The sequence below is a fragment of the Rhodococcus sp. DK176 genome (assembly GCF_038447315.2).
In the GTDB taxonomy this organism is placed as follows: Bacteria; Actinomycetota; Actinomycetes; order Mycobacteriales; family Mycobacteriaceae; genus Rhodococcus_F; species Rhodococcus_F jostii_A.
Genome location: NZ_CP118321.2, coordinates 5,260,980 through 5,285,195 on the forward strand (window position 1 = coordinate 5,260,980; position 24,216 = coordinate 5,285,195).

Annotated in this window: 23 protein-coding genes and 1 riboswitch; of the genes, 10 read left to right on the forward strand and 13 right to left on the reverse strand. The window is 67.2% G+C overall.

All coding sequences use genetic code 11. The features are described from left to right. Positions 1-4: 4 nt before the first annotated feature. Both PSR88_RS24925 and PSR88_RS24930 read right to left on the reverse strand, forming a co-directional pair. Positions 5-1,540, reverse strand: a complete 1,536-nt coding sequence (locus PSR88_RS24925) for a CYTH and CHAD domain-containing protein (protein ID WP_016883903.1) — start codon at positions 1,538-1,540, stop codon at positions 5-7. Between the two features lie 45 nt (positions 1,541-1,585). Next, positions 1,586-2,485 (reverse strand): pseudouridine synthase, encoded by a 900-nt coding sequence (locus PSR88_RS24930; RefSeq protein WP_016883902.1) that lies wholly within the window; start codon positions 2,483-2,485, stop codon positions 1,586-1,588. A gap of 139 nt (positions 2,486-2,624) precedes the next feature. Here PSR88_RS24930 and PSR88_RS24935 point away from each other — a divergent pair, with 139 nt between their 5' ends. Both PSR88_RS24935 and PSR88_RS24940 read left to right on the forward strand, forming a co-directional pair. Further along, positions 2,625-4,667, forward strand: coding sequence for a CocE/NonD family hydrolase (locus PSR88_RS24935; protein WP_016883901.1), 2,043 nt, complete (start codon positions 2,625-2,627; stop codon positions 4,665-4,667). Between the two features lie 40 nt (positions 4,668-4,707). Beyond that, positions 4,708-5,586, forward strand: coding sequence for an oxidoreductase (locus PSR88_RS24940; RefSeq protein ID WP_011597187.1), 879 nt, complete (start codon positions 4,708-4,710; stop codon positions 5,584-5,586). A gap of 21 nt (positions 5,587-5,607) precedes the next feature. Here the strand turns inward: PSR88_RS24940 and PSR88_RS24945 are convergent, their stop codons facing one another. Beyond that, on the reverse strand, positions 5,608-6,030 hold the full coding sequence (locus tag PSR88_RS24945; protein ID WP_011597188.1) for an organic hydroperoxide resistance protein: 423 nt from the start codon (positions 6,028-6,030) through the stop codon (positions 5,608-5,610). Continuing rightward, positions 6,027-6,485, reverse strand: a complete 459-nt coding sequence (locus PSR88_RS24950; RefSeq protein ID WP_029539588.1) for a MarR family winged helix-turn-helix transcriptional regulator — start codon at positions 6,483-6,485, stop codon at positions 6,027-6,029. Before PSR88_RS24950 ends, PSR88_RS24945 begins: the two co-directional genes overlap by 4 nt. 73 nt (positions 6,486-6,558) lie before the next feature. Beyond that, positions 6,559-6,663: riboswitch (TPP riboswitch) on the forward strand. A 48-nt stretch (positions 6,664-6,711) separates the two neighbouring features. Here PSR88_RS24950 and PSR88_RS24955 point away from each other — a divergent pair. The 3 genes from PSR88_RS24955 to PSR88_RS24965 all read left to right on the forward strand — a co-directional run bounded on the left by PSR88_RS24955 (position 6,712) and on the right by PSR88_RS24965 (position 10,297). Continuing rightward, complete coding sequence (locus PSR88_RS24955) at positions 6,712-7,476, forward strand: 3-oxoacyl-ACP reductase (RefSeq protein WP_029539587.1); 765 nt, start codon at positions 6,712-6,714, stop codon at positions 7,474-7,476. A gap of 1 nt (position 7,477) precedes the next feature. Beyond that, positions 7,478-8,773, forward strand: a complete 1,296-nt coding sequence (locus tag PSR88_RS24960; RefSeq protein WP_016883899.1) for an LLM class flavin-dependent oxidoreductase — start codon at positions 7,478-7,480, stop codon at positions 8,771-8,773. A 120-nt stretch (positions 8,774-8,893) separates the two neighbouring features. Continuing rightward, entirely contained in the window at positions 8,894-10,297 is a 1,404-nt protein-coding gene (locus tag PSR88_RS24965; protein WP_016883898.1) for a CitMHS family transporter, read from the forward strand. Between the two features lies 1 nt (position 10,298). Here the strand turns inward: PSR88_RS24965 and PSR88_RS24970 are convergent, their stop codons facing one another. After that, positions 10,299-10,478 carry a hypothetical protein gene (locus PSR88_RS24970; RefSeq protein WP_016883897.1) on the reverse strand — a complete coding sequence of 60 codons (180 nt, stop codon included), beginning with the start codon at positions 10,476-10,478 and terminating at the stop codon, positions 10,299-10,301. A 140-nt stretch (positions 10,479-10,618) separates the two neighbouring features. Here PSR88_RS24970 and PSR88_RS24975 point away from each other — a divergent pair, with 140 nt between their 5' ends. Further along, entirely contained in the window at positions 10,619-10,963 is a 345-nt protein-coding gene (locus PSR88_RS24975; protein ID WP_009477961.1) for a histone-like nucleoid-structuring protein Lsr2, read from the forward strand. 68 nt (positions 10,964-11,031) lie between these two features. Here the strand turns inward: PSR88_RS24975 and PSR88_RS24980 are convergent, their stop codons facing one another. Further along, on the reverse strand, positions 11,032-11,436 hold the full coding sequence (locus PSR88_RS24980) for a C40 family peptidase (protein ID WP_016883896.1): 405 nt from the start codon (positions 11,434-11,436) through the stop codon (positions 11,032-11,034). A 282-nt stretch (positions 11,437-11,718) separates the two neighbouring features. Here PSR88_RS24980 and PSR88_RS24985 point away from each other — a divergent pair, with 282 nt between their 5' ends. After that, positions 11,719-11,940, forward strand: coding sequence for a hypothetical protein (locus PSR88_RS24985; protein ID WP_016883895.1), 222 nt, complete (start codon positions 11,719-11,721; stop codon positions 11,938-11,940). Between the two features lie 26 nt (positions 11,941-11,966). On the opposite strand, the gene PSR88_RS24990 is transcribed toward PSR88_RS24985, so the two are convergent. The 4 genes from PSR88_RS24990 to PSR88_RS25005 all read right to left on the reverse strand — a co-directional run bounded on the left by PSR88_RS24990 (position 11,967) and on the right by PSR88_RS25005 (position 16,599). After that, positions 11,967-12,893 (reverse strand): VOC family protein, encoded by a 927-nt coding sequence (locus PSR88_RS24990; RefSeq protein ID WP_016883894.1) that lies wholly within the window; start codon positions 12,891-12,893, stop codon positions 11,967-11,969. 11 nt (positions 12,894-12,904) lie between these two features. After that, the gene (locus PSR88_RS24995; RefSeq protein WP_016883893.1) at positions 12,905-13,786 is read right to left on the reverse strand and encodes a fumarylacetoacetate hydrolase family protein; all 882 of its coding nucleotides are present in this window, start codon (positions 13,784-13,786) and stop codon (positions 12,905-12,907) included. A gap of 38 nt (positions 13,787-13,824) precedes the next feature. Then, entirely contained in the window at positions 13,825-15,090 is a 1,266-nt protein-coding gene (locus PSR88_RS25000; RefSeq protein WP_016883892.1) for a CynX/NimT family MFS transporter, read from the reverse strand. 144 nt (positions 15,091-15,234) lie between these two features. Continuing rightward, positions 15,235-16,599, reverse strand: a complete 1,365-nt coding sequence (locus PSR88_RS25005) for an amidohydrolase family protein (RefSeq protein WP_016883891.1) — start codon at positions 16,597-16,599, stop codon at positions 15,235-15,237. 93 nt (positions 16,600-16,692) lie between these two features. Here PSR88_RS25005 and PSR88_RS25010 point away from each other — a divergent pair, with 93 nt between their 5' ends. Further along, a complete protein-coding gene (locus PSR88_RS25010) occupies positions 16,693-17,616 on the forward strand; it encodes a LysR family transcriptional regulator (protein WP_016883890.1) in 924 nt (307 codons plus the stop codon). Between the two features lie 59 nt (positions 17,617-17,675). On the opposite strand, the gene PSR88_RS25015 is transcribed toward PSR88_RS25010, so the two are convergent. Continuing rightward, on the reverse strand, positions 17,676-19,175 hold the full coding sequence (locus PSR88_RS25015) for an FAD-dependent oxidoreductase (RefSeq protein WP_016883889.1): 1,500 nt from the start codon (positions 19,173-19,175) through the stop codon (positions 17,676-17,678). A gap of 6 nt (positions 19,176-19,181) precedes the next feature. Further along, a complete protein-coding gene (locus PSR88_RS25020) occupies positions 19,182-20,117 on the reverse strand; it encodes an alpha/beta hydrolase (RefSeq protein ID WP_016883888.1) in 936 nt (311 codons plus the stop codon). 239 nt (positions 20,118-20,356) lie between these two features. On the opposite strand from PSR88_RS25020, the gene PSR88_RS25025 reads away from it, so the two are divergent. Next, positions 20,357-20,944, forward strand: coding sequence for a carboxymuconolactone decarboxylase family protein (locus PSR88_RS25025; protein WP_016883887.1), 588 nt, complete (start codon positions 20,357-20,359; stop codon positions 20,942-20,944). An 18-nt stretch (positions 20,945-20,962) separates the two neighbouring features. On the opposite strand, the gene PSR88_RS25030 is transcribed toward PSR88_RS25025, so the two are convergent. Next, positions 20,963-23,284 carry an ATP-binding cassette domain-containing protein gene (locus PSR88_RS25030; RefSeq protein ID WP_016883886.1) on the reverse strand — a complete coding sequence of 774 codons (2,322 nt, stop codon included), beginning with the start codon at positions 23,282-23,284 and terminating at the stop codon, positions 20,963-20,965. A gap of 133 nt (positions 23,285-23,417) precedes the next feature. Between PSR88_RS25030 and PSR88_RS25035 the strand changes: the two genes are divergently transcribed. Further along, positions 23,418-24,182: an ABC transporter permease gene (locus PSR88_RS25035; protein WP_011597202.1), complete on the forward strand. Its 765-nt coding sequence runs from the start codon at positions 23,418-23,420 to the stop codon at positions 24,180-24,182. Positions 24,183-24,216: the final 34 nt, after the last annotated feature.

Genomic DNA, 24,216 nt, shown 5'->3' on the forward strand with positions numbered 1-24,216 from the left:
TGCCCTACTTCCAGACTTTTCGGGCCACCTTCTTCGCGCTCTTCCACTCCGGTTTCACTTCTGCTGCCAATGCATCGCCGCGCTCCAGTTCGCGCTGCAGCAGCATTCCGAGACCCAGGCTCGACTCGGCGGAGTGCTGATCCTCCGCGACCATCGCCAGGATGTGGTCCCGTGCGACGACCGCGTCCTGGTATTCGCCGAGGACGTCCTGAAAGCCCTTGAACTTCGTCTGAGCGCGGTCGGACGCCTTCGGAGCCAGTGACCGCGTCGCCTCGACCGCATAGCGCATTCGTTTGGCGCGCTTGCGCGCTCGGTGTGTCAGCTCGTCGCGCTCGGCCCGGGCGGTCGCGGCCGCCGCCTTTCCCACGCGCTGGTGCACGGACTTCGACAATGCGCGCACCGATTTCGTGACGGCCTTCTTCGACGGGCCGCCGCTCCCGGACGCCTCGACGGCGACGAGGAACGTGTCGAGCCCGGCGAGCAGGTCGAGGTAGCGCCGGGAGTTCAGGGCGGCCAGTGCTGCGGGCCGGGCTGTCGCGGCGAGTGCCGAGAAGTATTCGTCGAGGCGTGCCCGCACGACCTCGCGGTCGGGTATTTCCTCGGCGTCGCCGAGCCGATCCACGAGCCGGCTCCACTGCACCTCGGTGTCCCGCGCCGAGCTGAGGGCCTGACCGACCCAGCGGAGTTCGACGATCAACTCGTCGACGGTTTCCTGGTCGCGCAGGCTGGTCCCGTACACCTGGAGGACACTCCGGATGCGCCTGGCCGAGACCCGGAGGTCGTGGACGGACTCGTCGAGGTCGCGGCGCACGCCGAGGTCGGCCGTCACGAGAGAATCCTTCTGCGCCGCCAGATACTCCAGCAGCATCGTCCGGGGAGTGGACCGCTTCTTCCTACCCGCGGGGCGCGGGGTGCCGGTCACCGCGTCGCCGAGCGCCCGCCGCAACTTCGACGGCGCATCCGAACGGGTGATTCCGGCATCGGTCAGCCGGGAGTCGATGGCGTCGAACAGGTTTCGGTCACCGGCTGCGAGTTCGACCTCGACCTCACGCCACACCCGCTCGTCGGATCCGGTCCCCGTCTCGGGGACGGCGGCGATCACGACGTCCGAGACGACCTCGGCGAGCGTCGTTCCCGCCGCGTCCACGAGCCGCCGCCGCTCCCGGTCGGTGCTGATGAGCGCGACCGGGTTCAGGGCCGCGCCGCGGGTGACGGCCGTGAGCAGCTCCGCGAATTCCCGGGGCACCTCCGTCTCGGGGTGCTCGGCGTCGGGCGCCAACTGCAGCTCGGTCCGTTCGTCCGCGCCTGCCGGGATCTTCAGGTGCCAGCCGGCGTCGTCGCCGCCTTCCCGGCGGCGGAGGGTGATTCCGGCGCGGAGCAGCAGGAGTTCGCCCGTGTCGTAGTACAGGGCGGACAGCTGGATCGAGTCGAGCAGAGGTTCGCCGTCCACACCGGGTAGTCCCGAGAGGCTGGGTATCTGCTGCTCCGAACCGGCCTCGTACTTGCGTTCCACTTCGGAGACGGATGTCGCGGTACTCATGTCACCATCCTTCCGGCTGAGCGGGCCGGGGGAAAGAAGCCGAGGTCAGCTCGGCCAGTCGAGGCTCCGGACGCTCGCGAAGCGTCGCGTGACTCCGGAGTAGGGGTCGACGAACTCGACGGACCGGGCCAGCAGCCGCAGCGGCGTCGAATAGTCGTCGGCGGCAACGTCGTAGAAGTCGGGATAGAAGTTGTCGCCGTGGATCGGGATGCCGAGCGAACTCATGTGCAACCGCAACTGGTGCGTCTTGCCGGTGTGCGGCAGCAGCCGGTACCGGGCCGCGTCGCCGTGGATCTCGAGAAGTTCGATGCGGCTTTCGCTGTTCGCGGGACCGTCCATCTCGTACGCCTTCAAGACGCCCCGCTCCTTGACGATTCGACTGCGGACGGTGGCGGGGAGCCGGAGATCGGGGTCGTAACGGGCGACCGCCTCGTACTCCTTGACCACCCGGCGCTGATCGAACAGCGACTGGTAGTCGCGCCGGACCTCCCGCCGCACCGTGAAGATCAGCACCCCGGCGGTCAACCGGTCGAGCCGGTGCGCGGGTGTCAGTTCCGGAAGGTCGAGGTCTCGGCGCAACCGGACCAGCGCCGACTCCGCGACGTACGCGCCGCGCGGGGTGCTGGCCAGGAAGTGGGGCTTGTCCACGACGAGGAGATCCTCGTCGCGGTGCAGGATCTCGATGTCGAACGGGACCCGCTTCTCGACCGGCGGATCCCGGTACAGGTACACGAATCTGCGGGGTGCGAACGGGGTGGCCTCGGTGATCGGCTGCCCACGCTCGTCGACGACTTCCGCTGCGGCGACCTTCTCGCGGAGGCGGGTTTCGTCGTGCGGAAAACGTGCGACCAGGTACTCGAGCACGGTGGGCCACGCGCCGACGTCCGGCATCCTCAGCCGCGTCGGGTTGAGGCCGTCGCGGACGGGAAGCGGGGCGTCGGGCACCTCGTCACGGTAGTCGACAGGCTGCGGAAATCCGTCGTTGACCGCCGGGGGACTCGAGGTTACTATCCGGTAAGTTTGTGACGCGGGCCACCCTGACTGGCCGCTGAGGCGCGTCATCGGGATTTCACGGGGGTTCGAAGTGATCGTGCGTCGATGGGCGTTTCGACCGGGCGCGGTGGCAGTCGCTCTGGCGGTGGGGGTGGGGCTCGCGGTGGTGCCCACGGTGACGGCGTCGGCGGATCCGACGGGTGGGGCGGCCGGGGCCGCGTGGACCGCGGCGGTCGACGCGCCGCCCGAGTACCCGGTGATCGCGATCGACTGGGACGTCCCCATCACCATGAGCGACGGAACGGTGCTGAAGGCCAACGTCTATCGCCCCGCGGACGCCTCCGGCACGCCGATCGACACCAGGATGCCGTCGGTTCTGGGCGTCACGCCGTACACGAAGCTGGTCGGCAACGTCGTCGATTCCGTGTTCGCGGTGCCGGGACTCGAGGACACGGTCGTCGACCTGGTGAACTCGTTCGATCTCGCCGGGACCCCGTTCGACGGTGTCGGGGAAGCGGCGAAGGTGCTCACCGGTGGCGGCATGCGCGTCTTCGGCATCAACCGCGACCTCATCCGGAACGGGTACACCCAGGTGGTGGTCGATGCCCGGGGCACCGGCTTCTCCCAGGGGGAATGGCAGGCGCTCGGTCCGCTCGAGCAGCAGGACTCCGTCGAGATCATCGACTGGATGAGCAAGCAGGGATGGTCCGACGGCAGGGTCGGCATGGCGGGGGTGTCCTATTCGGGAATCAACTCGCTGCAGGCCGCGGGGCATCAGCCGCCGGCATTGAAGGCCATCTTCCCGACCGAACCGGGCAACGATCTGCTCCGCGACATCGTCGGAACGGGCGGTGGTCTCGGTGTGGGATTCATGCCGCTGTGGCTGTCGCTGGTCAACGGTCTCAAGTTCGTTCCCGACATCCAGGCCATCGCGCAGGGGCGTTTCGACCAGCGGTGGCTGCAGGATCGGTTGCGGGATCCGCTGACGCTCTTCCCCGCGCTGATCGAGGCCATGACCGCGCCGGACATCAACGGTCTCGACCCTGGCACGCTGCGGGTGGCGCAGGACGGCCAGTTCTACGAGGAGCGGAAGGCGCAGGCCGCGAACATCGAGGTGCCGACGATGCTCTACGGCGCGTGGCACGACATCTTCGCGAACAGCGAGCCGCGGGTCTACAACGACATCCCGCTGCCCGCCGGGGAGAAGCAGCTGATCATGAGCGACGCCTACCACATCTCGTTCGGGGGCGGCTTCGGTGAGCAGGGTGCCCCGCCGCGACTCGACGTCCTCGAACGCGCCTGGTTCGACAAGTGGCTGAAGGGCATCGACAACGGCATCGACGAGTACGGTCCGGTCACGCTGTATCAGCAGGGCAACGGCTGGACCACCACCGATCAGTTCCCGCGGGCGGGTGTCGACTACCAGCGGATGTACCTGTCGGGTGTCTCCAGCGGCACGGCCGGGCACGCCGCCCACGACGGCAGCCTGGTGTCGGCGAAACCCGGCGACGCGGCACAGCTCACCGTCGCACCCGGACTTCGCGGGCTCTGTTCCCGCGACGGCGCGCAGGGCACCGCAGGCGCGGCCGTCGTCTTCGGATCGGTGTGCAGCAAGGACTCCCGGTTCGCCGAGGCCGAGGGACTGACGTTCACCAGTGCCCCGGTCACGCAGCCGACCGAGCTGTCGGGTCCGGTCAATCTGCACCTCGAAACCGTGCTCGACGCCCCGGACGGATTCTGGGCGGTGACGCTCAACGACGTCGCACCGGACGGCACGTCGACTCCGCTCACCAACGGCGCTCTCACCGCTTCCATGCGGGCCGTGGACGATTCGAAGAGCACCAAGTCGGCGAACGGCGACTACACCGAACCGCACCACTATCTGACGGTGGACGCCCGTCAGCCGCTGGTCCCGGGTGAAGTGACACCGGTCGATATCAACTTCGTGCCCACCGACGCGGTCCTCGAACCGGGGCATCGGCTGCGCGTCGACGTGTACGCGGGCAGCGTCCCCCGGTACCTGCCGCTCGGACCGATGCTGGCCGACAGCCAACTGAAGCCGCAGCACGTCGCGTTGTCCCCGGATCGCCCGAGTTTCCTCAATCTGCCGCTGGTCGGAGCGCAGGCGTGGTGAAAGGTTCACGCCATGTCCCGAGATCCGTAGGGTTGACGCCATGACCAAGTGGACAGCTTCGGACATCGTCGATCAGAGCGGCCGCACGTTCGTCGTCACGGGCGCCAACAGTGGTCTGGGGGAGGTGGCCGCGCGGGCTCTGGGCAAGGCTGGCGCGCACGTCGTGCTGGCCTGTCGTAACACCCACAAGGGGGAGGTCGTCGCCCGGTCGATCGGTGACAACGCCGAGGTGCGCCGCCTCGATCTGTCCGACCTCGCCTCGGTGCGCGAGTTCGCCGCCGGCGTCGAGTCCGTCGACGTGCTCGTGAACAACGCCGGCGTGATGGCGGTGCCGCAGCGCACGACCGCCGACGGATTCGAAATGCAGATCGGCACAAACCATCTCGGGCACTTCGCGTTGACCGGCCTGCTGCTCGACAAGATCACCGACCGGGTCGCCACCATGTCGAGTGCCGCACATCAGGCGGGAACAATTCACCTCGACGACCTCAACTGGGAACGCCGCAAGTACAACCGCTGGAGCGCGTACGGGCAGTCGAAGCTCGCGAATCTGCTGTTCACGTACGAGTTGCAGCGCAGGCTGTCCGCGGCGGGGTCACCCGTCAAAGCGGTGGCCGCGCACCCCGGTTACGCGTCGACCAATCTGCAGGCCCACACCGAGTCGGTGCAGGACAAGCTGATGGCCGTCGGCAACCGGATCTTCGCGCAGTCGGCGGAGATGGGGGCGCTGCCGATGCTGTACGCGGCCACCGCACCCGACGTGATCGGCGGCAGCTACATCGGGCCGGACGGCCTGTTCGAGCAGCGTGGCCACCCGAAGGTGGTGGGCTCCAACAAGAAGTCGCGGGACGAGCACACCGCGGGGGCGTTGTGGTCTCTGTCGGAGGACCTGACGGGCGTCGAGTTCACGTTCCGGTGACCCGACGCCCGTGAGGGTCTCTCAGTCTTCGGTGACCTCGAGGGTGACGTCGATGTTGCCGCGGGTGGCGTTGGAGTAGGGGCACACCTGGTGTGCCTTCTCGGTCAGTTCGAGCGCCTCGGCGCGGGGCAGGTGGGGGAGGGAGACCTCGAGGGTGACGGCGAGACCGAAGCCGCCGCCGTCCGTGGCGCCGATGCCGACGCGGGCGCCGACGGCGGAGTCGGCGACGTTCGCCTTCGCCTGACGGGCGACCAGCTGGAGTGCGGAGTGGAAGCAGGCCGCGTATCCGGCGGCGAACAACTGCTCAGGGTTGGTGCCGTCGCCGGACCCGCCCATCTCGGTGGGGATCGCGAGGTTCAGGTCGAGCCGGCCGTCGGACGTGCGGGCGTGGCCGTTGCGGCCTTCTCCGGTGGCGAGAGCCTCGGCGGTGTAGACGATCTTCATGGTTTCTTCTCTCCTGTAGGGGTGTTGAAGCGGTGGAGCGATTCGGTGAGCTGCGACAGGGTGTCCCGCAGGGCGACGAGTTCGTCGACCTCCATTCCTGTCGACTGAGCGAGTTCCGCGGGGATGCCCTCCGCGGCGGCGCGGAGGGCCGCGCCCTTTTCGGTGAGGTGGATCCCGACCCGGCGCTCGTCGGCCGAGGAGCGCCGGCGTTCGACCAGGCCCAGGGTGTCGAGCCGCTTGAGCAGTGGCGACAGCGTGCCGGTGTCGAGTTCGAGGGCGTCGCAGATCTCACGTACTCCGCGGCCGTCCTGTTCCCAGAGCACCAGCAGCACGAGGTACTGCGGGTAGGTCACTCCCAGCGAGTCGAGCATCGACCGGTATCTCGCCGTCATGGCGCGGGAAGCCGAGTACAGCGCGAAGCACACCTGGCGGTCGAGGGCGAGGTTGTCGGTCACCACTGAATAGTTGCACACAACTAGGTTGTGCACAACAGAAAAAGGTCAACCGGTGAGGGGGCTTACACTGTTGGCCAGTGACACGGGGTGCTGCCCGGCGACGAGCCCGGCGGCTGAGAACACACCCGTCGAACCTGAACTGGGTAATGCCGGCGAAGGGATGTCGCGGAGACGGCCGTATGCGCTCATCCGATGTCTCGTCGCCGACCGAACGGAAGGTGACAGCATGCAGCTCGACAAGCAGATCGTCCTGGTGACCGGCGGTGGGCGGGGCCTCGGCGCCGCCATCGTGCGGTCGTTCGCGGCGCAGAACGCGCGGGTGATCGTGAACTACCGGAACAGCCGGGATGCGGCCGAGGAACTCGCGGCGTCCCTGGGCGCGGACCGTGCGGTCGCGCTCCGGGCCGATGTCACCGACGCCGAACAGGTGGTGGCGCTGTTCTCCGCGGCGGAGGAGCACTTCGGTTCCCCGGTGACCACGGTGATCAACAACGCGCTCGCCGACTTCTCCTTCAACGGCGACGCACGCGACAAGGCGGACGTCATCACATGGGAGTCCTTCGACTCGCAGCTGCGTGGCAGCGTGAAGGCGACATTGCACACGACGCAGGCCGCGCTGCCGGGAATGCGTTCGCTCGGGTTCGGCCGGATCGTGAACATCGGCACCAACCTGTTCCAGAACCCTGTCGTCCCGTACCACGACTACACGGCCGCCAAGGCCGCGGCGCTGTCGCTGACCCGCACCCTCGCCGCCGACCTCGGTCCCGACGGCATCACCGTCAACATGGTCTCGGGCGGGCTGCTCCGCACCACCGACGCGAGCGCCGCCACTCCCGACGAGGTGTTCGACCTCATCGCGGCGAGCACCCCGCTGCAGCGCGTCACCACCCCGGACGAATTCGCCGACGCGGTGCTGTTCTTCGCGTCCCCGTGGTCGCGGTCGGTGACCGGCCAGAACCTCGTCGTCGACGGCGGACTGGTCAAGGACTGACATGACCGACGCCCGGCAACTGCACTTCAACGCATTCCTCTACAGCTGCGGGCACCACGGTGCCGCGTGGCGGCACCCCTCGTCCCCGGTGGAGCGACTCTGCGACATCGCCTACTACGAGGAGTTGGCGCAGATCGCGGAGCGGGGCTGCCTCGACGCGGTGTTCTTCGCGGACGGGCATTCGGTGCGCGACCCCGCATCCGGAGGCATGTGGTTCCTCGAACCGCTCACCGCGCTGTCCGCGATGGCGCGGGCGACGGAGCGGGTCGGACTGGTGACGACGGTGTCCACTACGTTCTACACACCGTTCCACGCCGCCCGGATGCTGGCGTCGCTCGACCACATCAGCGGCGGCCGCGTCGGCTGGAACGTGGTGACGTCGATGTTCGACGCCGAAGCGCGCAACCACGGGCTCGACGAGATGCCGCCGCACGACGAACGCTATTCGCGTGCCGCGGAATTCGTCGACGTGGCACTCGCTCTGTGGGATTCGTGGGGGCCCGACGCGCTCGTACTCGACCGGGACGGCATCTTCGCGGACCCGGCCGAGGTGAAGGCGGTCGAGCATCGGGGCAAGCACTTTCTCGTGGACGGTCCGCTGAACGTGCCGCGCTCGCCGCAGGGTCGTCCCGTGCTGTTCCAGGCGGGCGCGTCCGATCAGGGCCGCGACCTGGCCGCCCGGTGCGCCGAGGGAATCTACGCCGTCGCCTACGACCTCACGGCCGCGCAGAGCTACTACGACGACGTGAAGCGGCGCATCCGCGCGGCAGGCCGCGACGCCGACGCGGTGACCGTGATGCCCGGTCTCGTGACCTACGTCGGCTCCACCACCGAGGAGGCCCGACGGAAGAAGGCGGAACTCGACGCGCTCCTGCCCGTCGAACAGTCGCTGGCGCAGTTGTCGATGTTCGTCCAGCAGGACTGCAGTGCCTGGGAATTGGATGCACCCGTTCCCGCGCTGCCGCAGCTGTCGGAGTTCACCGGGCCGCAGGGCCGGTACGACACGATCCTGCGGATCATCGAGAAGGACCGTCCCACCGTGCGGTCGCTGCTGGGCACGTTGGCGGCCGGCGGCGGGCACTGCACCATGATCGGAACCCCGGAATCGATCGCCGACGAGATCGAAACGTGGTTCCGCGACGGCGGGGCCGACGGCTTCAACGTGATGCCGCCGCTCTACCCGAACGGCCTCGCCGACTTCGTCGACGAGGTGATCCCCGTCCTGCAGAAGCGGGGGCTGTTCCGCGCGGAGTATGAGACAGAGACTCTGCGCGACCATCTCCGGGGGCGCCCGTAGTTGCCACCACAAAGAACACAACCTTCTCTAAGTACGCAACAGTGACTGTGAGCGTCCCTCCCCCCGACACTGGCTGTTATCGCGATCACACCACGACGCGAGTTCGGACGAGGAGTGGCAATGCTGGTAGCACTCGGCTTTCTGATGGTGGCCGTGTTCATGTTCCTGATCATGTCCAAACGGGCCACTCCCGTGGTCGGGTTGATCGCCGTCCCGGTCGCATTCGGCATCGCGGCCGGGGCGGGCCTCGGAATCGGCGACATGATCACCGACGGGATCAAGGCGCTGGCACCGACGGCCGCGTTGCTGTTCTTCGCGATCATCTTCTTCGGAATCATGATCGACGTCGGCCTGTTCGACCCGCTGGTGAAACTCATCCTCCGGCTCGTCCGCAACGACCCCATGCGGCTCGTCGTCGGCACCGCGGTGCTCGCGATGGTGGTGTCGCTGGACGGTGACGGATCCACGACGTTCATCATCGTGACGTCCGCGCTGTTGCCGCTGTACATGAAGCTGAAGGTCAGCCCCGTGGTCCTCACGGTGGTCGCCGGCCTGGCGAACGGCGCGATGAACATCGTCCCCTGGGGCGGACCGACGGTCCGGGCCGCCGCCGCACTGGGTATCTCGCCGTCGGACGTGTTCGTCCCGATGATCCCGTCGCTGGTGGTCGGACTGCTCGTCGTGCTGCTGTTCGCCGTGCAGTTGGGCTACAGCGAACGCCGCCGCATCGGCACGCTCGAACTCACCGACGAGCGCCTCCTCGTCTCCGCGGGCTCCGGCCTCCGGCGGTCCGCGACCGGCTCCGGGGGTAACGGCGACGCGCCCCGAACCGGTGGCCGATCCGGCGATGCCGGATCGGACAACGGCCAGGGCTTCGTCGACGGTCTCGACCCCCAGCGGCCCACGCTGCGCCCGAAGCTGCTGTGGTTCAACGCGCTCGTGACCGTGGCGCTCCTCGTCGTGCTCGTGATGGACGTGCTGCCGATTCCGGTCCTGTTCATGGTGGCCGCATCGATCGCGCTGACGGTGAACTTCCCGCGGGTCAAGGAACAGCAGGAAGCGATCACCCGCCACTCGTCGAGCATCGTCTCCGTGGTCGCGATGGTGTTCGCCGCCGCTGTCCTCACCGGCGTGTTCCAGGGCACCGGAATGGTCGAGGCCATGGCGCAGTGGCTGCTCGAAATCATCCCGGCCTCGCTCGGACCGCACCTGGCCGTCATCACGGGCATCCTGAGCCTGCCGTTCACGTTCTTCATGAGCAACGACGCCTTCTACTTCGGCATCATGCCCGTGCTCGCCGAGACGGCGGCCACGTACGGCATCGAGCCGGTCGAGATGGCCCGCGCATCCATCACCGGCCAGACGTTCCACATGCAGAGCCCCCTCGTCCCGGCCATCCTCCTACTCGTGACCCTGGCGGGTGTCCCGCTGGCGGACCATCACAAGAAGGTGCTGTGGCGCGCAGCGCTGGTGTCGCTGTCGATGCTGGTGATCGGTGTGGTCCTCGGACAGATTCCCTGGTGACCTAGTCCTCTGTGTCGGTGTCGGTGGCGGGCCCCTCGGGGGTCGCGCCACCTTCGCCGCTCCAGTCGGCGCCCGAACTCTTGTCATCCTCGGCCGGATCGGACATCACGTCCTTGTCCGCGCCCGGGGCGCCGCTGTCGGTGGTCGTGGTCTTCGGTCCGGATGAATCCTTCGGTGTCATGTCCGACGAATACCCCGACAACGGGGTGCTCCAATCAGGCGGACCCCGTTCTGTAGTTCGAAAACTCCGTCGGGGATTGGCAGGTGAACAATACTTCGACGTAGTGTTCCCCGGGTTATCGACGATGAAGGAGTGGAACTGTGGCGCGGAAAGTTGTTGTCGAACGCATCGACGACATCGACGGAACTCCGATCAAGAACGGTAAGGGGGAGACCATTCCGTTCTCTGTCGACGGCGTCGACTACGAGATCGATCTGAAGGTCAAGAACGCCAGGGAATTCCACAAGACTCTCGACTACTACATCGAACATGCAACTCGGGTCGGTGGAAGGAAGCGTCGGTCGACTCCTGCAGTGGCATCACCGTCGCAGGGGCGTAGCCAGGCGAAGGAAATTCGAGAATGGGCGACGTCGCAGGGGTATGAGTTGTCCACGCGTGGACGTATTCCTGCCGAGATCGAGGAAGCGTACAACGCCGCTCACTGAGCCCATGGCGTCGCGGGTGGTCACGCCTCTGGCCGCTGTTCAGGTCGGCCGGGGGCCGTGGTCGGTTGTCAGTATCGGCGTGCTGCGTGAAATGACATGGAGCTCATGGCTACTCGCGTGACCGGGCGTCCCGGAGCGGGTGCGTGGACGACCGTGTCGTTTCCCGCGTAGATCCCCGCGTGGCCGCCCCCGTAGAAGAGAACGACGTCACCGGGCTGCAGGTTTCTCGCGTCCACGGCGGTCCCGTGTCGGAGTTGCTCGTAGGTGGTGCGCGGAACCGACATGCCGGCCTGCTTGAAGGCCCACTGAACGAGGCCGGAGCTGTCGAAGGCGCGGTGGTCGCCGGCCCCGAGGGTGCACGGGATTCCGATCCTGGACGCGGCGGCGTGGAGGGCCTGGTGTCCCGGCCGAACCCTGGGCGGGCGGAACGTGTGAACCAGGTGATATCCGTGGTTCCCGGTGTGTGGGTTCATGCCGTCGTTGCTCCAGTGCACTCGCTGTGGTGTCGCGTCGCGGAGGACGCCTGTTTACAGAGTGGTCCCGTTGCGGTCCGGGCGCATCGGCTGAACTACCCGGGTACGTGCCTGTCTTCTCTGCCTCCGTCGCCCGGACTCGACGGCCTCCGGGTAAATCATTCGATCTGGTCGGTTTGGTACTCGCGAGTAGTGCAGGCCCCTCGTAACGTCGGACGGGTAATTGTCAGGTCAAAGGGAGTGGTCCGCTACGTCCCGTGGACTGGGATGAAGGAGCGGGCGATGACGGTCAGAGAATCGGCGAACTGTGCTTTCGGTGTCGCACGCTTGGCGTTCGACGCAGGAGCTGCCCTCCTGTCCGTCGCCGTGGCGGTACCGGTCGCCTTCGCTGCGGGCGAGGCGCGATCGATGGCACACGCGGCACGTGGCGACATCACGCCGGCCACCGAACCGTCGGACAGCGAGCACGTGCACGACCTGGGAACCGTCGTCGAACTGATCTAGCCGGCACGAAGTCCTCGACCGGCTCGTCACCCGGTGGCGGAGTGAGCTCCGGTCATCAGGGCGGCGAGATCGTCCGGCTCGAGGAACGACGACGGCGGGGGTGGTCCCCACGCGTACAGACCTTGCAGGCCGTGCAGCACTTCCGGGCTCCAGAGTTCGTCCTCGGGGACGGTGTCCATGTCGGAGTAGTACTCGGAGAAGTTCCCCGCCGGGTCCTTGAGGTACCAGAAGAAGTTCGCGCCGGCGTGGTGCCGGCCGAGACCCCAGATGTGGCGTTCGGGGTTGTTCTCGAGCATCGCGTGGGCGCCGCGGCCGACCTCGTCGATGTCGTCGACCTGCCAGCTGGTGTGGTGCATGAAGTTCACCGGTGCGGCCATGACGAGCACGTTGTGGTGCTCGACGGAGCAGCGCAGGAATGCCGCCTTGTCGCCCATGTAGTCGCTGACCTTGAAGCCGAGACCGTCGGTGAAGAATTTCTTTGTGGTTTCGAGGTCGGTGGACCCGATCACTGCGTGTCCGAGTTTGCGGGGGCGCACCGGCTCGGTGCGGGTGAGGAACGGGGCCCGCCCCCAGCGGTCGATCCGGCCCGGACCGTTGTACGGCGTCGGCGACACCGCGGGTTCGATGACGATCCGGGACCGGACCTGCACCCGCACCCGGGTGCCGGTGGCCGGTTCCACGGCACTGACGGACGTGCCGTTCTGACGGGTCGCCACACCGAGTCCGGTCAGCCGCGCGGTGACGGCGGCGATGTCGTCGGGGTCGTCGGCGGCGACCGTCAACTCGACCAGTCGACGCGTGGGTGCGTTGACGATCTCGAGTTGTTCGCCGCCGTTGCGGGTGGCGAACACCCCGCCCCCGCGGTGTTCGAGTCCGAATTCGACGTAGTAGGCGATGGTCGCGTCGACGTTGGGGACGCCGAGGGTGACCTTGCCCAGTCCGTGCAGTGCCATGATCGCGTCCTCTACTTCGCGCCGGGGTCGGCGACGAAACGCTGATGAAGTGTGCCGATGCCGTCGATCCAGCTGTCGAGCTCCTCGCCGGGCCGCAGGAACCTTTGCGGATCGCGGCCGACGCCGACGCCGGCCGGGGTGCCGGTGAAGATCACATCCCCGGGGTAGAGGGTGACGGTGCGGGAGAGGGCGGCGATCAGCTTCGAGACCGGGAAGATCAGGTCGCGGGTGCGACCCTTCTGCACTTCCTCGCCGTCGACGGTGCAGCCGAGTTCGAGGTCGTCGGGGTCGGCGAACTCGTCCGGGGTCACCAGCCACGGACCTTGCGGGGAGAACCCGGCGAAGGACTTGCCGAGACCGAATTGCGGTGCCGGACCACGGGTCTGGGTGATCCGTTCGGAGATGTCCTGGCCGGCGGTGAGACCGGCGATGTGGGACCAGGCGTCGGCCCCGTCGATGTTGCTGGTCGCGCGGCCGATGACGGCGACGAGTTCGATCTCCCAGTCGACGTTGCCGCCGGCAGGAATTACGACGTCGCTGTCGGGGCCGGTGAAGCTGGACGCGTACTTGGTGAACACGGGCGGCAGGTGCGTGGGGGATTCGAAGCCGGATTCGGTGGCGTGGGCGTGGTAGTTCAGCCCGAACGCGAACACCTGCCGGGGAGCCGGCGACGGTGCGCGGAGACGGGACCGGTCGATGGGGACGCTGTTCCCCGTCAGCTGCTGGATGTCCTGTTCCGCCACCCATCCGGTGATGTCGTCCCAAGCCTGGTAGACGGCGGGCAGTTCGGGGCCGAACCGGCCGCGGGAGGCGTGGGCGAGGTCGACGGCTCGTTCGGAACCCTCGTCTCCGAAGACGAGAGCGGCACGGCCGTCGATGTTGGCGATACGCATGAAAGTGGTTCTCCTGGAGCGTTGTCTGTGGTGTGTGGTCAGTGGTCTGCGTTGACGGAGGCGGGCGTGGGCCTCGTATCGGAAGGGCCGGTGGTTACCTGCCTCGGTCCCCGCGGGGACGGCAGGGCCACGAAGGCGACGGCGCACAGCACCGTCAGCGCGGCGACGAGGTAGAGGACTGCGGTGTAGCTTCCTGTTCGGTCCACCACGGCACCGACCCACAGGGGCGCGATGCCGCCGCCGAGGACGAACGCCATGTAGGGGCCTGCATAAGCTTTTCCGAACGCGGCGAGCCCGAAATAGCGGGACGTGAAGAAGCCCACCATATCCAGCTCGGCGCCGAGCATGCACCCCAGCGTAAAGGCCAGGACGGGGGCGAATCCGACTCCGCCGACCGCGAACAGCACGACACCGGTGGCGCACAGCACGCAGAGCGAGGCCGCGACCGCGGTCGGCCGGAGGACGTCGATGAGCAGTCCGATCATCAGTCGGCTCAGGATGACTGCGAGTCCCATGATCGATGCGATCGATGCCGCACCGCCGACGCTCATCCCGTACTGCCGAAGCATCGGGACCAGGTAGGGGACGAGGCCGGTGAAGGCGACCGACATCAGGCCGAATGTGAGGACCAACCGCCAGTAGAGCGGGTTCCGGCGGATGGTGGCGAAGTCGTCACCGTCGTCGGCCGCCAGTCCGGGCGTTCCCTGCATGCTTCCGCGTCGCGGTGCGATCTTCAGGAGGAAGAGGGTGGGGAGGGTTCCGGCGAGCGCGATGCAGGCCAACGTGAGGTAGCCGAGCCGCCATCCTTCGAGTTCGATGACGCGGCCGATGGCGACCGGAATGATGGCGCCGGAAAGTCCCATTCCCATCATCGTGATGCCGAGCGCGAGGCCCCTGGCGCGGTCGAACCAGCTGCTCACCGCCCGGGTGAAGGCAATCGGTCCGGAACTTGCACCGAAGAATCCGATCAACGCCATCGCTGTCATGTAGGCCGGCACGGAGTGCACGACCGTTCCCAGTGCGGCGAATCCGGTTGCCAGGCACAGTGCTCCGGCAATCGTCGGGGCCTTGACTCCGAACTTGTCGACGGCGTAGCCGACGACGGGGGCGGCGAGTGCCATCCCGAAGGTCAGCAAGGTGATGGACAGCCCGTACATCGCAGCGCTGAGGCCGATCTCCCTACCGAGATCGCTGGTGAACAGACCCGCCGAGTAGATGGCGAGCCCGGATACCCCAGTGCCGACACCCACGGCGGCCGCTGACAGAGTCGGCCACCCGCGCCGGAATTCGTCCCCGCGTGACATGGTCAATGCCTTGCTCCTTTGTTGCGGTGGTGATGACCATCACTGTTCCTGTTCTCGGGTTATCCGGGAAGCGGTAAGTCGTGATGGAGGGAATTCGTGCGACGAATACACCCAGTTCGGCCAGGGGGCACGTGCACACGAGTGCTAGCTGCCGGCGCGTCTTCCCAGGATCCGTCGTTGCGATGCCGCCGCCGCGCTCACGAGAGCGGACGGGTCACACCCGAGCACGACTCCGCCGCGCTTGACGAATCGGCCGCCGATGAGCACCGAATCGACATTGCCCTCGTGAGCGGCGAGAACCACCGAGGCCACCGGATCGAGGACGGGCACGAGGTTCAGGTCCGTTGCACGCACCAGGACGATGTCGGCCTGCTTGCCGGGAGTGAGCGAGCCGATGCGGTCGCCCTGTCCGAGAGCTCTCGCCCCCTCGATGGTGGCGAATGCGAGCACATCGCTCAGGAGGAGCTGTGCGCGATCGGCCGCGACCGAGCTGTGGCCGCCGCCCATCCACGAACGGTGATAGCCGAAGAGCATCCGCATCTGCGTGAACATGTCTCCGCTGCATTTGGTTTCGGTATCCCCGCTGAGGCTCGGTCGTACGCCGGCGGCGAGCATCCGGTCGAGCGGGACGTCGCCGATGCCTTGCGAGTTGAGCTCGCAGTGCACGCCGATCGACACGGTGGCACCGGCCTCGGCGATCATCGCGAGTTCGGCGTCGGAGGAGCGGCAACAGTGCACGAACGTCAGGTCGTCGGCGAGAAGGCCCGCCTTGTCGTACTGGGCCACGGCGTGGACCGGTTCGTTGTGCGGGTACGCACCGGCATGCACCGACGTGCGGATGCCCAGGTCGCGCGCGAGGGCGAGGTCGGCCTGCCACACGCCGGACGCCGTCATCTCGGGGCCCCTGGCCGCCATGGCCAACGTCACGAGTCCGCCCGGGTCGGTGAAGTGCTGCTTCTGCAGCCGTTCGATGTCGGCCGGGTGGGTGAGCGTGCTGTTCTCGGTCCAGCGCCCGTCGCCCTGCAGTGGCCATCCGTGGCCGAAGACGGCACGGATACCCGCCTCGCGCAGACCGCTGACCGCAGCGTCGGAATGCTCGGGTGAATTCTGGATGTGGGACCAATCGAAGAGGGTGGTCGTCCCGGCACTCGACGCCGACACCGCGCCGAGGAGGTTTCCGATCCGGACGTCCTCGGGCTCGTACGCCGCCCCGATTCCCCTGAGTATTTCGTCGAAGTACTGGAGGGGATCGAGTTCGGCGTATCCATGCCGCATGACGCTCTGCCAGGTGTGGCGGTGAGTGTCGACAAATCCGGGCAGCGCGATCATTCCGTCGGTGTCGACGACCTCGACCTCCGGCTCGACGTCGATCCGCGTGTCGATTCCTGCGATCAGATCGTCGCTGATCAAAATGTCGGCTCGATCGAGGTTTCCGATGGCCGGATCGACGCTGACGACCGTTGCTCCCCGGAGGAGAGTGCGGCGCGGTTGGGCATGACTCGGGTCCATGAGTGTCCTGTTCGGAGAGAGGCAGAGTGACTGCGCTCAGTCTCATTTTCCCGCGGTTATTTGGGAACGACGGGTTGCCTATAGTTTGTATCCATGAGCTCGATACAGCGGATCTCCGGTCATCGCGCCAAGCTGGACCTCAACCTCATCGTGTCTCTGGACGCGCTTCTGCGCGAGCGAAGCGTGAGCCGCGCGGCGATCGAAGTCGGTCTGAGTCAGCCGGCAATGAGTGCGGCGCTCGCGCGGCTTCGGAGGTACTTCGGGGATCCGCTACTGGCCCGGGTCGGCAACTCGTATCAGCTCACGCCGCTCGCCCGCAGCCTGGTCGAGCGCACGACGGTGGCGATCTCGGCGGTCGATCGGGTGCTCGACGCCGAGCCGGGTATCGAGATCGAACGGTCCAGCCGAGAGTTCACCCTGATCATGTCCGACTACATGCTCGCCGCCGTCGGAGACACCATCACCCGCGATCTGCTGGCGCAGGCTCCGCACCTGCGCATCAACTTCGTCCAGTTGCGACCGGAGATCGTCGACCGTGCATCGGACAGCCTCCGTACCGCTGATGCCCTCGTCGTACCCCGTGGCTTCGTCAGCGACCTGCCCTCGGTCGACCTCTTCTCCGACCGGTGGGTCTGCGTGGTGGCCGAGGACAACGAGCACGTCGGGGACACCATACGGCTGGACCAGCTCACCGAATACCCGTGGGCTGTGTTTCAGACGCATCCCCACGCCGCGACGACACCGTTGCATCAGGTCCGGGCTCAGGGGGTCGAACCGTATGTGCAGGTTGTCGGCGAAAATTACCTGGCGCTGCCGTATTTCGTCGCCCACACCGATCGGATCGCGCTTCTGCCGGAGCGATTGGCGGCCCGGATGAGCGGCGGAATGGGAATTCGGTCGGTCGACTTCCCCTTGAATCTCGCCCCACTGAACCATGCCCTGTGGTGGCACCCGATGTACAACGCGGATCCCGAACACCGCTGGCTCCGAGCGCAACTCGTCAAGTCTCTGGAGTGAGTGCAGAACCCGTGTGGGTAGGGTCGTCTCGGGTACACCGAGACGACCCTCCCGGCATTTCATTCGACGGCGAGGCACCGCTTGATCGCCAGCTGAGCATCTTCACGCGCGGGGGCGCCGGCGCTGGCCCACGCGATGTACCCGTCAGGCCTGACCAGGAGGCTCGCGACGTCGCCCAGGCCAGTGGGTGCGAGAACGATGTGGCCGGTGTATGCGCGCACCGGCGCGCCCTGCAGAGCGAGGTCTGCGTAGGTGCCCGCCCCGGTGGCGTCGATGAGGACGAGTGAAGAATCGCGCAGCATTTCACCCATCCTCATCGGACCGGTCGCGGTGACGAGATCCAGGTCGGGGCAGCGCAATCCGACCATCGGATGGTGGTGTGACTCAGCAGGGTACGGGAAGGACAGCCCGTTGAGTTCGAGCCCGATTCGGCGATTGACTTCCGGAATGGGCAACAGGTCGCGTTCGAACATCCGCTTGAATGCCACCCCCTCCGGCGTGAAGTCGAACTGGACCGAACACTGCGCCGCGACGCTTCTCAGCAGCGCCTCGGCCACTGGGCGGCGTTCGGACTCGTAGGTTTCCAGGAGTGCCGGTCCCGCGTGTTCGTTGATCACCGCGGCGAGCTTCCACCCGAGATTGAACGCGTCCTGGATGCAGAAGTTCATCCCGACGCCGCTGGCGGGGTAGTGGATGCGAGCCGATTCGCCGACGAGGAACACTCGACCCTGCTGGAATTTCGTTGCGATTCTGAGCGAATCGGTGAAGCGGGACGCCCACACCAGATCGTCGAACGGCAGGTCCTTCTCGAGGACATCGGTGAGGCATCGGCGAACCTCGTCGGCCGTGACCGGCTCCGCCGCAGGGGCGTGCCTGCGCTCGGCGTGCACGATGTTGAACCGGGTGACGGATTCGTTCTCGCCGAACGGAAACGAGGTGACCCACCCCTTGTCGTTGTCGATCATCCGCCGCGCTTCGGGCCAGGGCCGATCCATCCTCAGGTCTGCCACGATTCCGGTGAAGGTCGGCCCGTGCCCCTCGAAACCGAGACCGAGTTGCGACCGCACGATACTTCGCCCACCGTCGGCGCCGACCAGGTAGTCGGCTGACAGGCTCACGGGTCCGTCCTCGGCCACCGCGGTCGCGGTCACGGCGGTGGACTGCTGAACGACGGATTCGACGGTCACGCCGTGCCTGACGACGACTCCGAGACGGAGCGCTTCCTCGAGCAACAGTTCCTCGGTGTGGTTCTGGGGAAGAACCAGCCGAAATCCGAACCTCGATTCGAGGTGGCGCCATTCCACGGGTTGCATCCCGGCCCAGATATGCACGGGAATCAGCGGATTGGAGCGAATCTTCGCGGCCCTGTCGATGAACTTCTGCGCAAGGCCCCGAGAATCGAGTAGCTCGAGAACTCTCGGCAGAACAGTCCCGGCTCGCGACTGCACCGGCTGCGTTCGACGTTCGAGGACGACGACGTCGACTCCGGCCCGGGCCAGTTCGGTCGCGACCGTCAGACCCGACGGTCCGCCGCCGACGACTATTACTCGAGCGGTCATTTCGAATCAATCTCCTTGTTGTACGGCATCGTGGGAAGCGGGGGGTGTGGGGCAGGACCGGTCCAGGTGTTCGTGTAGGAACCCGGCGACTTCGGCGATCGTGGCGTCCGTGTCGAACGCGGGGTCCTCGTGGTTGGCGCCCTCGAGAAGGCGCAGGCGCACCGCCTCCCCTCGGCGTCGAAGTTCCTGCGCCATCCGCCGGCTCTGCTGCACCGACGTGACCGAGTCGCGTGTTCCGTGGAGCAGGAAGACCGGCACGTGGATGTCGTGCGCCTTCGCAAATGGGCTGATGGCGGCGAGATCGCGATCGCTCACCGTCAACTCGTCGACTCCCAGCAATCGGGCCCTCAGGTAGCGAGACGACGGCGGTGCGGGGACCCCTGGCGGCCAGTCCTGCTCGCGGATTTCACGCGGTACCGGCGACCCGTCATCCGGACGGTCGAGGTCGCCCCGCGAGGTGAGGTCGTAACATCCGAAGTAGCCGACAGCGGCCTGCACGGGTGGACCGGGCAGGTCGTGCGCTGCCCGCGGAATCGCCGAAGTGGCGGTGGCCAGAAGCGCGAGATGGGCACCTGCCGATGCTCCCCAGAGCGCGACACGAGTCGCGTCGACACCGAAGCCTTGCCCGGGACCTTTCAGCCACTCGAGCGCGGTCGCGACGTCGATGATCTGGGCGGGGAGGGGAGCGGCGGTGGAGGGGCGGTAGTCGATGCTCGCGACGGCAAATCCGTGCCGCGCGAGCCGCTCCGCCCGCGCGGCATGACTCTTGCGAGAGCCGATCATCCAACCACCGCCGTGCAGGTAGAGGACGACGGCGGGTTTCGCAACGTCGATCGGCAGAGTCAGATCGAGTCGGAGGACGTGCCCGCCGGGACGCCCGAACTCGATGTCGGGACAGGATTGGGTCTCGTATCGGGCGGGCTGCCCGACCGGGGTTCTCACGCTGACGTCACCTCTTCGCCTGGTCGCGGGTCCACTCGGCGAGGTGGCCCGTGGCTCAAGGGTGGCGGATCAGGGAATATTCGGGAATCGGCAGTTCGATATGGAGGGAATCCAGCGGACGAATAGCTACAGTTCGGGGTGCGATTCGATGCCGGCGGAGGGCAACAGCGCCGGGCGCGGCATACTCTGACTCGTCACCACGCCTCCCCGCGCCGAAATCGTTGAAAGATGGTACTTACATGGCAGATTCACGGATCGCGTCCCTGGAGCCCGCCGAGCTGGACGTCGAGCAGAAGGCGTTGTACGACAGCATCGTGACGGGGCCGCGTGCTCAGGGGCCTCAGCTGTTCGCGCTTCAGGATGACCACGGCAGGCTCAACGGGCCGTTCGGGTTGATGCTGCATGTGCCCGGGCTCGGTTTTGCGTTGCAGGAACTCGGAAGTGCGGTGCGCTATCGGACGGCGATGACCGCCCGGATCAGAGAAATCGCGATACTGGCGGTCGCGGCCGCAACGGAAAGCGAATTCGAACGTTACGCCCACGAACGGGTCGGACACGCCGTCGGACTGAGCGACGAAGAGATGACGGCACTTCGGGGTGGCGACTTCGGTTCCGAAGACGCCACCGAACAGGCCGCGTACGACGTGTGCCGTCATCTGCTCGAGGGCACCAACACCCTCGGAGACGAGGAATTCCGCCGATTCGAAGCCCGCCTCGGTTCCTCGGCGCTGCTCGAACTCGTGGTAGTCGTGGGTTATTACCGGACCCTGTCTCAGATGATGAACGTCTTCGACGTCGGGGCACCGGCGGGTCTCGGCGACGAGTAGAACACCGCAGCATCTGTTTCAGCGTCGGCGGGAACGGCGCAGCCGGAGTCGGCTGTAGGTGACGACCGCGAGGACACAACTGATGAGCACCAGCATGGCGATGCTGAGCAGCCACCACGATGCGGCGTGCTGCCAGAGCGTATCGGGCTCGGTGCCCGTGGCGTTCGTGCGCAGGTCCACCGTCGATGCGGCGGCCGCGAACCCCCAGCGCGACGGGAAGAGCCACGACACCTGTTCGAGCACCGCGCGTCCGGTGATCGTGATCAGTCCTCCGCACATCACCAACTGCACCATGATCGTGACCACCAGCATCGGCATCACCTGCTCGTTCGAGCGGGCGACCGACGACAACGCCAGTCCGACCAGGACGCAGGAGCAGGTGGTGACGGCGATGTCCACGATCAATTCGACGGAGCCGGAGGGGATCACGCTGCCCCGGCCCGGAAAACCCTTGCCCACGAAGACGATCATCACCATGATCGCCGACTGCACGATGGCAGCGGCGCAGAATACGACGATCTTCGCCGTCAGGTAGGCGGACGGGAGCAGACCGGCGGCACGTTCGCGGTGATAGATCATGCGCTCTCCGACCAGATCGCGGATTGTCAGTGAGCAACCCATGAAGGCGGCGCCGAGGATCAGCACGACCAGGATCTGGGTGAGTTCGCCGGATTCGTCGAGGCCCGACGGACCGAATCCCGTGTCGCCGGGCACGAGCACGGCCAGGCCGCCGAGCACGAACGGGAGAAGGGACAGGAAGATCAGGTACCCACGGTCGGCGCGGATGAGCCGCGCCTGGCGGCGGACGACGGTGCTCAACTGCTTGCGTCGCGACGTGTGCGCGGGACTGCCGAGAGGTCCGGGCGGACTCGGTGGTGGCACCTCTACGGCGGGGCGGGTGGCGCGGTACTCGGCGAACACCCCGTCGGGGTCGGCCGCGACGCGGGCGAAGATGTCGGCCCAATCGGTGCTGCCCAGCGCGGCCCCGACCCGGTCCGGCGGGCCCACGTAGGCGGTCTTGCCGCCCGGTGCGAGGAGCAGGACCTGATCGCACATCTCGAGATACGACAGCGAATGCGTGACGATGACGATGACGCGGCCCGAATCGGCGAGGCGGCGCAACGTCGCCATGATCTGCCGGTCGAGCGCGGGGTCGAGACCCGAGGTCGGTTCGTCGAGGATCAGCAGGGACGGGCCGGTGAGCAACTCCATTGCGACGGACGCGCGTTTGCGTTGTCCGCCGGACAGCCGGTCGACCCTCGTGTCGGCGTGTTCGGACAGCTGCAGTTCGTCGAGCACCGTCTCGATCACCTCCTCGCGGTCGGCCCGGGTGGTGTCCGGCGGCAGCCTCAGCTCGGCGGCGTAGCCGAGCGCCTGCCGGATGGTCAGCTGCCGGTGCACGACGTCGTCCTGGGGGACCATCCCGATGCGGGAGCGGAGCACCTGGTATTCGGCGTGCACGCTGCGTCCCTCGAACTCGACCACACCTTCCGTGGGGCGTTCCGAACCGGAGATGATGGTGGCCACCGTGGTCTTTCCCGCGCCGGAGGGGCCGATCACCGCGGTGAGACTCCCCGGCTGGGCCGTGAACGTGACGTCCTCGAGCAGCCGCCGCCCGCCTTCGATGGTGAGCCCGACGCCGTCCACCCGCAGCCCACCTGCGGTCGGAGCCACCGCCTGCCGTGGAACGAGCCGGCCGTCCTTCACACTGAGATCGGTGTTGCCGATCGTGACGACGTCACCTTCGGTCAGCTGCGCGCGCGACACCCGGGCGCCGCCGACGAACGTGCCGTTGACGCTCCCCAGGTCGTCGATCTCGAGGCCGGACGGCACGTTGTGGACGATCGCGTGATGGCGTGAGGCCAGCACGTCCCGGACGACGATGTCGTTGTCGGGTGACCGTCCCACCGTGAGTGATCCCGTCGGGACCGCCTCGTGCGGTGTCGGGGGTGGGGCGCTCGATGCCCCCACGTCGATCGTCGACTCGTCCCATCGGCCGCCCACGTCCTGTCGCGTCGCGTCGGGATCCTCGACCGAGATCCGCACGATCGGTCCCTCGACCGCGTCGCCCAGGCGGACGACGACGTGGTTCGTGACGGGAACCTTTTCTCGACGCTCGCCGTCGACGAAGATCCCGTTCTTGCTGTCGGAATCGACGAGCTGCCATCCCTCGTCCCACGTCAGCCGTGCATGCTCACGTGACACCACGGGATCGATGATCGTGATCTCCAATTGCGGATCCCGGCCGATGCGGACGGCCTTGCCCGCGCGGTAGCTCGCCCGGCCGTGTTCGGTCTCGACCACGACCCGCGGGTGCGCTGTGTTCGCCCGGTCGTCCATCGCCACGGCCTCCGGTCAGGTTCTCGGGCGTAGAGCGTCGACTCCTTCCATGGTCGCACGCACACCCCGGTATACGTCGGCATAACGCTCACTCGGTATCGCCGTGGCCAGGAAGTGAGGAACACTGAGCCGGGTGAGTACGTCCCTGGCGAATCCCGGTGTCGGACTGGCTGTGCTGTGCACCGTGATGGTCGTGTGCGCGGCGGTGGTCTACCGCTTCACCCACCTCGGTAGCCCACTCGTCGTGCCCGGTGCGGCGATTCGAGGTGCTGCCCAGCTCGCCGCGGTGTCCCTGATCCTGGCCGCGGCGCTCGCGCATCTGTGGTCGTCGATCCTCGTGCTCGTCGTGATGTTCGCGGCGGCGGTGGGAACGTCCGCTCGCCGCGCGAAAGCCGGGCGGTCCGCCGGGTGGCTGGCGCTGTCCCTCGCCGCGGGTGTCGGCATCGTGTTGCCGTTGATGCTGGTCAGCCGGGTGGTGCCGCTCGAAGGTGTCGCTCTCGTTCCCATCGGGGGAATCGTGCTCGGTGGTGCGATGACGGCCACCTCCCTCGCCGCGCGACGCGCGCTCGATGCGGTCGATCAACGGTGGGGTGAGGTGGAGGCGGGGCTCAGTCTCGGACTCGACGTCCGTGATGCCCGCATGGAAGTGGTCCGGTATGCCGCCTCGGACGCGTTGCTCCCGGGACTCGACCAGACCCGGACCGTCGGGCTGGTCACCCTGCCGGGGGCGTTCGTCGGGGTGCTGCTGGCAAGCGGTTCTGCCGTTCAGGCCGGGGCGGTGCAGATCCTCGTCCTCGTCGGGCTGCTGCTCGCGCAGACGTGTGCGGTGGCCGTCACGATCGAACTGGTGGCCCGGGAAGCCGTTCACCGGCCGAGACTCCACACCCCGCGAACGTGACGGATCCGAGTCTGGCCCGAACGCCGGTCACGTG

Bases quoted from the DNA above. Each gene is read 5' to 3' on its own strand.
- PSR88_RS24925 (WP_016883903.1), bottom strand. From the start codon at position 1,540: ATGAGTACCGCGACATCCGTCTCCGAAGTGGAACGCAAGTACGAGGCC.
- PSR88_RS24940 (WP_011597187.1), top strand. From the start codon at position 4,708: ATGACCAAGTGGACAGCTTCGGACATCGTCGATCAGAGCGGCCGCACG.
- PSR88_RS24945 (WP_011597188.1), bottom strand. From the start codon at position 6,030: ATGAAGATCGTCTACACCGCCGAGGCTCTCGCCACCGGAGAAGGCCGC.
- PSR88_RS24955 (WP_029539587.1), top strand. From the start codon at position 6,712: ATGCAGCTCGACAAGCAGATCGTCCTGGTGACCGGCGGTGGGCGGGGC.
- PSR88_RS24960 (WP_016883899.1), top strand. From the start codon at position 7,478: ATGACCGACGCCCGGCAACTGCACTTCAACGCATTCCTCTACAGCTGC.
- PSR88_RS24965 (WP_016883898.1), top strand. From the start codon at position 8,894: ATGCTGGTAGCACTCGGCTTTCTGATGGTGGCCGTGTTCATGTTCCTG.
- PSR88_RS24970 (WP_016883897.1), bottom strand. From the start codon at position 10,478: ATGACACCGAAGGATTCATCCGGACCGAAGACCACGACCACCGACAGC.
- PSR88_RS24980 (WP_016883896.1), bottom strand. From the start codon at position 11,436: ATGAACCCACACACCGGGAACCACGGATATCACCTGGTTCACACGTTC.
- PSR88_RS24985 (WP_016883895.1), top strand. From the start codon at position 11,719: ATGACGGTCAGAGAATCGGCGAACTGTGCTTTCGGTGTCGCACGCTTG.
- PSR88_RS24990 (WP_016883894.1), bottom strand. From the start codon at position 12,893: ATGGCACTGCACGGACTGGGCAAGGTCACCCTCGGCGTCCCCAACGTC.
- PSR88_RS24995 (WP_016883893.1), bottom strand. From the start codon at position 13,786: ATGCGTATCGCCAACATCGACGGCCGTGCCGCTCTCGTCTTCGGAGAC.
- PSR88_RS25000 (WP_016883892.1), bottom strand. From the start codon at position 15,090: ATGTCACGCGGGGACGAATTCCGGCGCGGGTGGCCGACTCTGTCAGCG.
- PSR88_RS25005 (WP_016883891.1), bottom strand. From the start codon at position 16,599: ATGGACCCGAGTCATGCCCAACCGCGCCGCACTCTCCTCCGGGGAGCA.
- PSR88_RS25010 (WP_016883890.1), top strand. From the start codon at position 16,693: ATGAGCTCGATACAGCGGATCTCCGGTCATCGCGCCAAGCTGGACCTC.
- PSR88_RS25015 (WP_016883889.1), bottom strand. From the start codon at position 19,175: ATGACCGCTCGAGTAATAGTCGTCGGCGGCGGACCGTCGGGTCTGACG.
- PSR88_RS25025 (WP_016883887.1), top strand. From the start codon at position 20,357: ATGGCAGATTCACGGATCGCGTCCCTGGAGCCCGCCGAGCTGGACGTC.
- PSR88_RS25030 (WP_016883886.1), bottom strand. From the start codon at position 23,284: ATGGACGACCGGGCGAACACAGCGCACCCGCGGGTCGTGGTCGAGACC.